Source organism: Pseudomonadota bacterium (genome assembly GCA_039033415.1).
In the GTDB taxonomy this organism is placed as follows: Bacteria; Pseudomonadota; Gammaproteobacteria; order Xanthomonadales; family SZUA-38; genus JANQOZ01.
On the sequence record JBCCCR010000037.1, the window covers coordinates 13,021 to 25,447 of the forward strand.

At 58.8% G+C, this 12,427-nt stretch carries 10 protein-coding genes; 7 read left to right on the plus strand and 3 right to left on the minus strand.

The features are described 5' to 3' along the window. Window positions 1-8 precede the first annotated feature (8 nt). The 4 genes from AAF358_23570 to AAF358_23585 all read left to right on the plus strand — a co-directional run bounded on the left by AAF358_23570 (window position 9) and on the right by AAF358_23585 (window position 7,145). Window positions 9-2,582 (plus strand): winged helix-turn-helix domain-containing protein, encoded by a 2,574-nt coding sequence (locus tag AAF358_23570; GenBank protein MEM7708555.1) that lies wholly within the window; start codon window positions 9-11, stop codon window positions 2,580-2,582. A 57-nt stretch (window positions 2,583-2,639) separates the two neighbouring features. Next, on the plus strand, window positions 2,640-5,519 hold the full coding sequence (locus AAF358_23575) for a TonB-dependent receptor (GenBank protein ID MEM7708556.1): 2,880 nt from the start codon (window positions 2,640-2,642) through the stop codon (window positions 5,517-5,519). Window positions 5,520-5,790: 271 nt separating this feature from the next. Then, window positions 5,791-6,123 carry a hypothetical protein gene (locus AAF358_23580; GenBank protein MEM7708557.1) on the plus strand — a complete coding sequence of 111 codons (333 nt, stop codon included), beginning with the start codon at window positions 5,791-5,793 and terminating at the stop codon, window positions 6,121-6,123. 206 nt (window positions 6,124-6,329) lie between these two features. Beyond that, on the plus strand, window positions 6,330-7,145 hold the full coding sequence (locus AAF358_23585; protein MEM7708558.1) for a winged helix-turn-helix domain-containing protein: 816 nt from the start codon (window positions 6,330-6,332) through the stop codon (window positions 7,143-7,145). Between the two features lie 72 nt (window positions 7,146-7,217). Here AAF358_23585 and AAF358_23590 read toward each other — a convergent pair whose 3' ends face one another. Continuing rightward, window positions 7,218-7,979, minus strand: a complete 762-nt coding sequence (locus AAF358_23590; protein MEM7708559.1) for a hypothetical protein — start codon at window positions 7,977-7,979, stop codon at window positions 7,218-7,220. A gap of 14 nt (window positions 7,980-7,993) precedes the next feature. Continuing rightward, entirely contained in the window at window positions 7,994-8,980 is a 987-nt protein-coding gene (locus AAF358_23595; protein ID MEM7708560.1) for a DUF1838 family protein, read from the minus strand. 155 nt (window positions 8,981-9,135) lie between these two features. Between AAF358_23595 and AAF358_23600 the strand changes: the two genes are divergently transcribed. The 3 genes from AAF358_23600 (at window position 9,136) to AAF358_23610 (ending at window position 11,790) form a co-directional block, all read left to right on the plus strand. Continuing rightward, window positions 9,136-9,618: a hypothetical protein gene (locus tag AAF358_23600; protein MEM7708561.1), complete on the plus strand. Its 483-nt coding sequence runs from the start codon at window positions 9,136-9,138 to the stop codon at window positions 9,616-9,618. Window positions 9,619-9,642: 24 nt separating this feature from the next. After that, on the plus strand, window positions 9,643-10,575 hold the full coding sequence (locus tag AAF358_23605; GenBank protein MEM7708562.1) for a DUF4437 domain-containing protein: 933 nt from the start codon (window positions 9,643-9,645) through the stop codon (window positions 10,573-10,575). A 150-nt stretch (window positions 10,576-10,725) separates the two neighbouring features. Beyond that, window positions 10,726-11,790 (plus strand): helix-turn-helix transcriptional regulator, encoded by a 1,065-nt coding sequence (locus AAF358_23610; GenBank protein ID MEM7708563.1) that lies wholly within the window; start codon window positions 10,726-10,728, stop codon window positions 11,788-11,790. An 18-nt stretch (window positions 11,791-11,808) separates the two neighbouring features. Here the strand turns inward: AAF358_23610 and AAF358_23615 are convergent, their stop codons facing one another. Beyond that, complete coding sequence (locus AAF358_23615; GenBank protein ID MEM7708564.1) at window positions 11,809-12,294, minus strand: cupin domain-containing protein; 486 nt, start codon at window positions 12,292-12,294, stop codon at window positions 11,809-11,811. Window positions 12,295-12,427 lie beyond the last annotated feature (133 nt).

Here is a 12,427-nt window from a genome sequence, read left to right on the forward strand (position 1 = left end):
CGGATCTGATGGACCTTTCCCAACCCTTCACGATCGGCCCTGTCCGGGTCGACCCGGAGCGCCGTCTAGTCAGCAGCGGGCGAGACGAGGTTTCGCTCGAGCCAAAGGTGATGGCCGTGCTGATGGCGCTCGTTGAACAGCGCGGTCAGGTCGTAACGCGGGAGGCGCTGCTCGACAAGATCTGGGCCCGGGAATTCGGTGGTGATGAGAGCCTGACACGGGCGGTTTCGCTGTTGCGCAAGGCTTTGGAAGACCGCAAGGCGATCGAAACTGTTACAAAGAAGGGCTATCGCTTTACGCGCGACATCTTAACTGAGGGGCAACCGAGAAACCTGAACGAAGGTAACCCGGGTGGCACGGTCGCAACTGATCGCTGGCGCCTGATCGGTTTCGGCGGAGTTATCAGGGAGCTTCAGCGACGCCGAACCTTTCGTACCGCCGGGGTTTACATCATCGGTTCCTGGCTGGTGATGCAGGCTGCCGACGTGTTTTTTCCGGCCTGGGGGCTGCCCGATTCGGCTATCAACATCCTGCTTACCACGGCCGTCTTCGGCTTCCCAGTGGTGATGGTCTTCGGATGGTTTTTTGACGTGACCGAACGCGGCATTGTGCGCACTCCGCCAGCGGACGCGAAAAGCCCCCGCGAGCCGCTGCCGCTGCACACCAAAGACTATGCCCTGCTGGTGGTTCTAGCGGGGGTGGTTGGTGTGATCGCCTACGGGGGGATTCAGGACTTGCGCGATCGGCCAGCACCAGCGCCTCAGCCATCAGTCGAGCAGAGCACGCTGCCAAAGCTGGAAAATGCGATTGCGGTCCTGCCGTTCGCGAACTCTACCGCCGATCCGAGCAACGAAGCTTTTTGCGACGGCATTTCCGAGGAGATTCTTCACAAACTTGCCCGCGTGAACGGTTTAAAGGTCATCGGACGCAACTCGTCGTTTGCCTTTAAAGGGAGCAGCTACCCGACGTCTCGCATCGCCAGCCTGCTTGGCGCCAGTTACCTGGTTCAGGGCAGCGTGCGTCGAGACGGTCAGCAGCTGCGCATCGTCGCCTCATTGGTCGACCAAAACGGTGAGCAGCGATGGAGCCAGGCCTTTGATCGGGAGCTGGATGGCATCTTTGCCATCCAGTCGGAAATCGCTGAGACCGTTACCGCCACGGTTGCGCCGACGATTGCGTTTACGGAACGGCCATCGCATGAGCCAGATTCGTATGCGTACGAAAACTTCCTGATTGGCCGAGAGCTTGTGAGAAAACGCGACGCTACGGGAGCTGCCGAGCGCCTTGAGCGAGCCATTGAGCTGGATCCACGGTTCGCCGAGGCGTATGCCGAGCTCGCGATTGCCCTCGCGCTTGGCACCCGGCCAAAAGGGCGGGACCTGCCCGGTGCGCGTGGGGCGATCAACACTGCTTTGGCGCTCGACCCGGGGCTTCCTCGGGCGTTGGCCGCACAGGGGCTTGTGCTGATTGAGGATGATCCGCCCGACTACAATCGTGCGCGGGAGCTCCTGGAGTCCGCGCTCATAAGCGAACCTAGCATGGTGGACGCCATGAACTGGCTGGGCGCGGCACTGACCGCGCAGGGCCAATTTGCCGAAGCGTTGGTGCTGCTGGAAAAGGCTCTGAGAATTGACCCGCTGCATCGCGTACTGGGCCTCAACTTGGCAACACGTTACGCACAAAGTGGTCAGTATGATCGTGCCAACGAGATCTATCGTCGCCAGCTTGGTCTCCCGGAGCTTAGCCGGGAGATGATGGTTTCTGCTCGCGATTATTACCGGGCAACCGGCCAAATCAGCCAACTGATTGCATTAGGTAAGCTTAACGCTGAGCAGCAGTTGCATCATCACTTCGACCTTGCTGCAGGCTACTCGCTTCTCGGCCTTTGGGAGCGCGCCGAGTACTGGAGCAATCGCATCGTGCATGACTGGGCCGACCACCCGTCCGTCGGCATGGGCTGGTACTCGTCGTTGGTGATCTATTATCAAGGCGATCTAGAACGTTCGCTCGAGCAGCTCGAAGAGGCCAATCGTCGCGCGCCAGAGAAGGTCCGGTACGCCTGGCGAATGAATAGCCAGATTCTAGGGCTGCGCCAGGCACTCGTCGGTCGTTTTGACGAGGCGATTGCTACTCTTGAGCCCGGAGTTCGGCATCTGCAACAGTCAGATCGATTCGACTCAGATGGATTCTTGGCTTTGGCCTGGTCTTACCAAAACGTCGGGCGTGTGGAGGCAGCGGATTCCCTGATCAGGCAAATGACGGCTCACTACGAGCGCGCGGAACAGGCCGGGTTTTTGCACGAAAGCGGGCCGATCTATCGATATGCGCTGTTGGCATTACTCGAAGGCGTTACAGAGCAAGCCCTGGACCGGCTAGAGCGGGCGATTCAGGCAGGTTGGCGAGATTTGGTCTACATCCGCCACGACCCGCGCTGGGATGGGCTGCGGCAAAACCCGCGATTTCAAGCCGCGCTCGCCGTGGCAGAGGCGGACCTGGACCGGCAGCGCGAGGAGGTACTCATGATTGAAAGTCGTCGGGACTTTATTGCAGAGTACGAAGCGATACACGGGCCCCCGATGTAACTTCGAGGCCTCCGCACATCAATGACTGCTTCATTGTCGGAATCATGGGAGCGCGACGTGGATAACTATTTTATCGGCGGGGATGTCTTCAGGTCTTGGCGACAAATCACCTTTGTCGTAACGCTAGGCTTGCTCTTTGGGTCTCCGTCCATCGCACAGCCTGAAGGCGGTGAAGTCGTCGAGTCTGCGGTGGTGGAGGAGGTTGTGGTCACGGGTTCGCGAATTCGTCGCCGTGATCTCAGCTCAGTCAGTCCGCTTATCACGATTGACCGCAGCGAGCTTCAATTCGCCGGGCGGCCGACCATCGAAGAGGTGCTCAATCGGATGCCGCAGGTGACACCCGACTTTGGCCGGACCTCCAATAATCCGGGAGATGGTACCGCCAGGGTCAATCTGCGCGGTCTCGGTGCTGGTCGCACGCTGGTGCTGCTCAACGGCCGACGCCTGGCGCCCTCTGGCGTTGGCAGCGCGGTGGACTTAAACAATCTGCCAACGGGACTGATCGACCGGGTGGAAGTGATTACGGGCGGCGCGGCGGCGGTCTACGGGGCTGACGCCGTGGCCGGCGTAGTCAACTTTATTACTCGGGATGATTTTCAGGGCCTGACGATTGAAGGTCAGTACGGGGTTACCGATTCGGGTGATGCGGAAACGCGCGACGTGAGTGTCGCTTATGGGGTGGACCTGAGCGAGGGTCGCGGACACCTGACGCTGTTTGCCAACGCCATGGAGCGCGACACGCTGCTGGCGGGTGAGCGTGCCTTTACGCAAACAGACTTGGAGGATGATCTGATGGGAGGTGTCAGGCCCCGTGGGTCGTTTGCAGTTCCCGAGTTGTTACTTTTCGCGCCAGTTGATCTGGGAATTGGCCCGGTTTTCCCCATCTTTGAGCCGGATGGGAATTTTCGCGCATTCCAGAATCCGGACGATCGCTATAACTTTGCTCCGGTCAATTACCTGCAGACGCCCCTGACGCGGTTCAGCGCTGGTCTGTTTGCCAATTTTGCGCTAACCACATCCGCCGAAGTCTACGCGGAATTGAGCTTTGCCAACAATCAGTCCGAACAGCAGTTTGCGGCGATCCCTGCGACAGGGGTACTGACAACCAATCTGGACAATCCGCTACTGACGCCCGCTACCCGAGCGCTGCTAGCCGAAAACTTCGCGACTGGCGACAATCGCGCCAGCGTTAACTTTGGGCGTCGGCTCATCGAGGTTGGACAACGGGCGGTCGATCGAGACCGTGACTACTGGCGGACCGTGTTCGGCGTGCGCGGAACAATCTGGGGCGACTGGGGCTATGACGCATGGTTGGGCTTCACTGATGCTACCGAGCGGGAACTCCTGTTAAACGACGCTTCCCGATCTCGCCTGGCGCAAGGGTTGCTGGTTGATCCGGCGACCGGCGGTTGCATCGATCCCAGCGGGGGCTGTGTGCCCGTCAACCCGTTTGGTGCCGGCAACATCTCGCCCGAGGCCGCAGACTTTTTGCGTGTCGGCAACGTGGTCAACACGACGGAACGAACCCAAACGCTGGCAGGGGCGTTCATCACCGGCTCATTGCTTGAAGGGTGGGCGGGGCCGCTTGAGGTGGCTGCGGGCCTGACCTACCGGCGAGACGAAGGTGACTTTCAAGCTGACGACGTGCTCTCAACCGGGGACACGCTCGGGTTTCGTGGGGAGTCGGCCATCAGCGGATCCGAGGACGTGCTCGAGGTTTACGCGGAGGCGGTGCTTCCGCTGCTCGTGGACCAGCCCGGAGCGGATTATCTCGGGCTGGAAGCGGGCCTCCGGTATTCAGACTATGACCTCGCCGGTGGCCAAACAACGCATAAACTGGGTCTTGAATGGGCGCCGGGCCCAAACTTCCGGCTGCGCGCAATGCAGCAGCGCAGCGTGCGGGCCCCAAACCTGGCCGAGCTTTTTGCCGAGCAGTTTATCGAGCTGGGGTCTGCCACGAGTGTCAATCAGCCGGACCCCTGCTCCGCGTCCCTTGATCCGGTGGGGAACGGGATCGACGACAAATGCCGGCTGCAGGGTCTCACGGATGCTCAGCTGGGCGTTTTTGAGGCGGCTGATATCACGCCGGCCACCTTCATTCGCGGGGGTAATCCCGAACTTCAGCCCGAAACGGCCGATACGCTGACGGTAGGGTTCGTGCTGGAGCCTGAACGTTTCGCCGGCTGGTCGCTTGCGGTGGATTACTTCGAATTTGACGTCGAGGATGCCATTGGCCAAATTGATCCGTTCTCCATCTGCTTCGATTCAACTAATACGGGTAACGTATTTTGTGAAAACATTCAGCGCGGGCCTGACGGCAATATCCGCGTTGTAAGCGAACCGATCAGCAACCGAGGTCTGCTTGAAGTCAATGGGATCGATACCCAGCTTCGCGTTAGCAAGGAACTGCCTCGGTCGGCGGCGCTGGGGCAGGGCAGTGCGGATCTCACCCTGACTGCTTCCTGGTCTCATCTACTGGAATACCGGCAGCAGGAGAACCCGGTTTCTCGAGTGCTGGATTGCGCTGGTCGTTTTGGCAGGCCCTGCTTCGATGGCGAGGTTTTCGACGGTGCGCAGACGTTTCCGGAAAACCGTGTAACCACCCAGGCCCACTATCGTGCGGGGCCCTGGTCCGCTCATGTCACCTGGCAGTGGATCGAGGGTACCGACAACGCCGCGCCCTTACGGGTAGCCTTCCAGAACCTGTCCAATCCGATACAGGGCGTACCGGACGTTGGCAGTAAAAGCTATGTTGACGTCGGTATCGGCTATGCCTTTGGTCGAGGCGCTGAGGTTAGGCTGAACGTCAACAATCTGTTTGACACCAGCCCGCCGCTCATGGCGGACGCGGTTGTGCAAAACAACACCGATTCTGGTCTCTATGATGTACTAGGCCGTAGCTTTTTCGCTTCGTTCACGACGCGATTCGGTCAGTAGTTCGCAGGATGATAAATCGGTAAAAAAGACCGAAATAGCCCCCCCGGCCTTCACTTCTCAAGACGCTCAAGCGTACGCTTCAACGTTCCTTCAGGTTTTCTTCAGATAGATTATTTATTTTTTTCAGGCACTTATGGTGCCGTCAGGCCAACCTAAGTCCACGGTCGAATTTCGGCTGAACGCGCCGAACAAGCGGTCGGCGCGCAACTGGAACAGGGTCGCGGAAGCACCCGGCCGGGCCTCAACCGGTTCAATTTAGGAGGAAAGCCTGATGAAAAGAATTTCGAAGCTGTTGCTTGGAACCACTGTGGCGGTGATCGCGGGAACTGCAATGGCAGGCACGACCAGCGAGGAAATGTCAGTCAGCATCCGATACGAGCCCGGGATGTCGGTCCCTGAGCTCTACGAACGAATCAAGTTTAAGGCGGCGCAGGCTTGCAAAGTCAAAGGGGTCGAAGGCTACTGGAGCCACGGTCACGAACGAACCTGTCGGCGCGAGGTGGCTACCAATGCCGTCAAGCATTTTGCGATCGACGAGCTGACGGCTATGCACGCCAAAATGGGGCCGCAGGAGAGCTACACTCAACGGCAGCCTAACCCATGAGTGAGGAGGTGGCCTTAGGTCGTGGTGCGCCGGGTGCTGGCCATCCGGCTTTGAGCACCAGGTCTCTGTCTGTTGGCGGAGGCTTGGCGCATCTCCCGTCGGCCCGGCAAAAATCGCTTCCCCCCGCACACGCTCCAACTCGCGCTGCCGCTGAATTGCCGCCGGTCTATCGATTTGGTGTTTTCACGCTGGATGTTAAGGCTGGGATGTTGCGAAAGGGTAACTCGCAGGTTCATCTTCGGCCGAGGTCGTTTCGTTTACTCGAATATTTTGTGCGCAATCACGGCCAGGTGAAATCGAAATCGGAGATCATCGACGCAGTGTGGGGGCCGGTCGCAATTACAGACGATACGGTGACCCAGAGCGTTGTCGACATTCGACGAGCACTGGGCGACACCGACCGCTCGATGGTCAAAACGTTGCCGCGCCGCGGCTACATGTTCAATGTTGAGGTGAGTCTTGAAGACTCTGAGTCCTCTGACCAACCGGCTAGGGTTAACCGACCGTTCGGACATTCGGCCGGACTGCTGACGCTTGGGGTGGCCGCGCTGCTAAGTGGCATCTTTGCATTGTTCTGGTATGAAAGAGAATCTGGCCCGCCATACTCGATCGCGGTTTTGTCTTTTGACGACCTAAGCCCAAATCGGAGCCTTCGATATTTTGCCGATGGCGTCTCGCAGGAAGTGCTACATGCGCTGGCGCAGCTCCCAAACCTTAGGGTGGTGGCCCATCGCGGGCCTGAGTTGCTGCCGGTCGCCGCCCCTGACGTAGCTGAATGTGGCAGCAGTGATCTGGAGACGACTTACGTCCTTGAGGGTAGTGTGCGCCAGTTTGGTGGGCACTTTCGGATTTCTGCTCAGTTGATCGAAACCAGAACCCGGGCTCAACTCTGGTCTGAGACATTTGCAGCGGACCGCAGCAAACTATTCGCGGCCCAAGACCAGCTCGCGTCAGCTGTGGCGCAGGTGCTGAAAATGAGGATGTCTCAGGGGTCAGCCCTACCCAATACCGGTGGCGCGTAAGATTGTGAGTTTCGGGCGCCTACACTTGTCGATTATCGGAAAACGCCGCGCGGCCTTCCCGCGCCGGGTCCGCTAGGGCGCAAACCCCGCCGCTTCAATAAGGGCGACCATGTCCCTTGGAAGCGTCGCAAACCCAGGGGCTTCCTTTTCCATCCACAATCGCAACGATTCAGGCACGGTGTCCCAAGATGTCGCCCGGTAGCTGGTCAAACGGATCATGACCGGTCCGTTAGAGATACCGGGATGGGGTGGCTCGGTTTCAGCAAACTCAGCCCTGGCGGCCGCTTCTGGAGCGGTTGCCGTTCGGTCTACGGTCCATCGGTATTCGAGGACGCTGCGTCCATCGTCGGCTTTATAGGAAGTGCCGCGAAGGCAGGACAAGACCGGCCCCTGGTTCTCGCAGGTGACCTCTCCGGGGATGGTGCGCGGCGGCGCTGAGTTGTTGGGACTGCCAAAGCGGTAAACAAAGCCGTCCTCGGTGAAGCTATAGGCGCTGACGACGGTCAGGGCAACGGGGTCGCTGCCGGGGTAGACCGTCAATACCGCATGGGTTTCGGGATGCCGATAGAGAAGCATCGCGCGGGCAATATGGTAGATCGTGCCGGGCTCTGATTTCGACGGTACCGCCTGCGCAATCTCGTGACCCTCAAGTCTCGCCACGACCTCACCGCTGTCAGTGTCATAAGCTATCCCCGAAGAAACGCGATGGATGACCTCGCCATCCCCAGCGCGACCCCAGACATAGTCAGCAAAATGCTCCCGCTCCATGGCGGTAGCCGAAGATCCCAGCAGGACTAAGGTACAAACGGCCGCACAGAGTGGTCCAGTCGCCATAGAGTCAGGCCACGCTAGCCGGCGTTTCTTGGCGGCTGTGGTTTCATTTCCCGCTCATAGACTTCGTAGCTGGAAACGTTAGGCTCCTGCCATTCGCTCGGCGCCGCAAGGTAATCCGAGAAGTTTGCCTTCGTGTATTCCAATATGTGTGGTGGCAGTCCTTCCACGCCTTCTTTCATCCGACGGGTCACCGTCTTATAGAACAGGTGGCCCGGGGTTTGCCCCATCAACATCCAGGGCAGCCAGGGTGAAATGCGCTGCCATGATCCGGACGCCTGCACGGCGGTTTGTTTGGGATCCATCAGATCCGAGAGCGTTGTGTGGATTTGGATGGCTTCCATTACCTGGGTGATCTCGCCATGCGACTCGCGAGGCCATTCGTCGGGCTGGAGCACCGCGGGGTGGGCGGTGTTGACGCCAAAATCGACCACCGCGTTGTCGCCCATGACCAGCCATGGAAAAACGAATGGAAAGGTGACCTTCTCCGGGCCCACGCCGAACGAATAGGTGGGCGCCCAGGTGGAGTTCACAACGTCATTGTGCACCGGGACAACCTTGACCTTTTCATCGCTGAGCGGGTTGTGCCACTCGTCCATGACTTCGCCGGTTTTGAGGTCGGTGTAGTACGCCACTTCTTTGTGGAGCTTGCGCCAGGCGTATTCGCCCACCTGAATTGTGCGGGTCATGCCGAAGCCTTCAAAGCCAAACAGGGGCTCGAGCCGCTGCTTGGGGCCAACATAGGCGAGCACGTTGCCTTTGAAGTAGCCGCAGGACTCGACCCCATCCCGCGTGTCGGCCATCAATTTACAAAAGGCGAGGGTGTTATGTTCAGCGCGTTTTGGATCGAACGTGCCGTCAAAATCCAGAGCCGTGTTATAGCCGTTCGACCTGGCGGCGGCCGGGGCTGAGGAGAGGCCCGCGGCGGCGGCGGCTAAACCCAGGCCCACGCCTAAGGCTTGGCGTCGGTTCATGAGGATCTTGTCTACGGACGATACGATCATGATGGTTTACCTCTTCGGAACGCCGCTGCTACGGAAGCTGATGCGTCGAGTATAGAATTCGCGCTATGACAGTGTCGAACGGGTGAATGTTGCCTACGGCCTAGCACGCCGGCATCCGAAGTACGGCGTTTCTTTTGACTTCGAAGGAGAATGTGATGGCAGTAGAGCAGGATATCGAGTCCGCGCTCCTGGCTTATGCGGAAGCCTGGCGACTCAACAGCGCCAGCGCGCTGGTCGAGCACTGGTCGGAAAATCAGTTTGCGTACTACAAGGCTGAAGAGATTCGCACCTTCTACACCGACTGGTCTCAGGTGCTCGCCTACTGGGCGCAAAACGAAGGTCTGCACGAGGACATTCGCCTGCAGCTTTCGGGCATGAAACACATTCCGCTGGAGCCCGAACGTTGTATGGTGGCGATGGATATGAATTGGGATATTCGCTTCTCGACCGATGCCAGGCTTGCTGACGGAATGCCTTTTCATCATCGCGGCAAGGCCATGGGCGGCTTCAACCGGGTGCTGACGATGCTCGTGCTCAACGACGGCTACTGGAAGCTCGCGGGCTGGAGCGAAACCCCGGACGCCGCGATTACCTATATGACCGATCTGTACTACCGAACGGCGGCAGAGGATTTTTGATTCTTCACGATCTTGAGGTCTTGGATGATGATTGATGGTGCTGCGCCCATGTCCCGCGATGCGAGAACGCCGGGCACAGTCAGCGCAACAGGCTCGCTGTGGGTGCGTTTGGCGATGCTTTTAGGGTTGCTTGTCCCGGCGGCTGGCCTCGCTGGCGACGTAACGCCCCGGGCGGATGTGCAGTTTGTGCCGCTCAACCCACTTCGCGGCGACGCCAGTCCCCAAGCAGGCGCATTGTGGGGCAACATACGCAAAGACACGCCGACCGGGGCGATCATTGTTTTCAAACCCAACTTTTCCTCACCGCCCCACATTCACAACATTACTTATCGAGGCGTTGTGATTGAGGGCGTTGTCCACAACGACGATCCGGGTGCGGAGAAGCTCTGGTTGGGGCCGGGTTCTTTTTGGGTCCAACCGGCCGGTGAACCCCATATCACCGCTGCGGGCGAAGACGGCGCGACCATCTTTCTCGAGATTTTGAGCGGTCCCTACCTCGTGCGCCCGACGGATGAGGCGTTCGACTCTGGCGATCGTCCGCTCAACGTCGACGCAACCAATCTTGTCTGGCTGACGGGGTCCGACACCGCGTGGATCAAAACCCCCAGCGAACCGAAGGCTGGTGGCCCGGCGATAGCGCATCTTTGGGGTGGGCCGGGGCAGGGTGAGCAAAACGGCACGCTCTTAAGGCTGCCGTCCGGTTTTCGCGGCGAGCCTAAGAGCGCCAGCGACAGCATCAACGCGGTCGTGATCGTTGGGCGACTTGCTCTCAGCGATATGCCGCCTAGCGCGTTACTTAAGCCTGGCGCCTTTCTACAATTTGAACAGGATGATCCTCAGCCACTGGCTTGCGAGGGTGAAGAAGCCTGTCAGCTTTATCTGTCGACCACCGGTCCCTACCGGCTCACCGAGACCGCGGAAGCGATGATGGAGGAAGCTGGCGGAAGCCGTCCTTAGGGTAGACAGGCTGTTCATCAGCCCGGTATCGCGGCCGCAAAATAGCGTCAGTCATATTCATGGCTGACCGTCTTCTCAATTTGCGGGTCAACTAGCCCCAACGGCGAACGTGATACGCTTTAGCTGGATTGGCAGCAACCGGGTGCACCCATGTCACAGGCAGCTCGAGTAGATTCGCAGAGCGTTATCGAGTCACTGGCGCACGTATGTTCATGCCCCGAATTCTCGACGCTGGGTCCGGAAGCGTTGTCGCCGTTGATGCACTCCTTTAAGTCCAGCAGCCTGCTGCTGTTGTCCCAGGAAAATCGATCAGACCCTGACGTTCGAGAGCTTAAGGTCGCCATCAATCAGCCCCAACAGGCGTTAGATCGGTACTATCTGCGCTATCGCAAAAGTGATCCGGTGCTGCGTCACAACGCCGATACAACGGAAAATCCCAAGTGCAGCGTTTTTCGCTACTCAGACCTAGCGGTGGATATCGATCCGGATTTTTCGGACTTCCTCTCGGGCACTAACGTGAAACATATGTTGGTTCTGGGCATTCCGCTCGATCACCAACGCAATAGCCGCTTACTGATGGCCATTCACCGAGACCATTCGTTGTCGGACTTTACCAGCGACGACTGCCAGCTTGGCGAACAGGTCGGCACCATTTTGCGGCAGTCGTTCCAGGGCATGCTGCTGAGAGAACAGGATCGTGAGATTCAGCATTTCACCCAGTCTTTTATCGGTGAGGTGTCTCGCCAGCCCCTGGTACTGGTCGACGGCAGTTGCCGTCCGATCGACGCCACCACCAGCGCCAAGAACCACCCGCTGTTCGGCGCCATAGAGTCCCCGACACCTGCTTTGGCGGAACAACTGGCGACGTTTTTGGCGTCCGCGGACGACCTGGGGTCAATTGCTATTCCCGGCCAAGAACCCGGGATTTCAGCTCGGGTTCGGCGGATTCAATCCGCGCGAAAACTGGCCCTGATTTCGCTTCCCGTCGGCTCCAGCAAAGAGGTGCCGGACTGGAAACTTCTAACGCCGCGTCAGCTGCAGGTCACCAGTCTCCTGGCCGGCGGGGCCAGGAATTGTCAGATTGCCGCGGAGCTAGGCGTGAGCGAAAACACTGTCGTTAACCACCTATGTGCGGTCTATGAAAAGCTGCAGATTCGCGGCCGCATGGAACTGGCGATTCAGTGGAACAATAACCCGCCAGACCCCTCAGCCTGATTCCATTCGCGAAGCCTTCTAGTTGATATCTGTCCAGTGCTCTGGCTGCGCCAGATGCTCGGCAGCGCCATTTTGCTTGGCCAGCGTAAACATCATCTTTGCATCGACTACCGCGCCAACGCTGCCGTCGTCGTTGTAACCCACCAGCGGGGAGTGCGCGATTGCCAACATCTCCATCCCGTCTGGGCCGGTAGCGGGCATGTGGTTGATGCCGCCGCGCTCGAGTACATAGTTCCCCGCATAGCCGTGGTCGTCCTCATAGCTGAATCCACCTTTTAGGATCCATCCTTCCACGTCTCCGATGTGGCCATGGATCGGCGCTTCGTTGTTGGGGCTCACGCGAAGCAGCATGGTGAAGCCACCAACTTTTGGGTCAAAATTCAGCAGCTTGAACCAGGTTCCTTCCATGACCCAGGGCGACCAGTCGATGGTTTCGGGATCGACGAAAGCCGAATGTATTGTCGGGGTTATTTGCGCCGCCGCCGCGTGGGAAATGGTGCTCATCTCACTTTCTCTCCTGGGCTAGATACAAAAATGGCTAGCCCCGTGTTGAGCCTGGGGCTGAGTCTTGCGTTGAATCCAATGTATCGCGCCCAATTCCAAAACGCTCTAGTGGCAAAACACTATTGAGGCATTC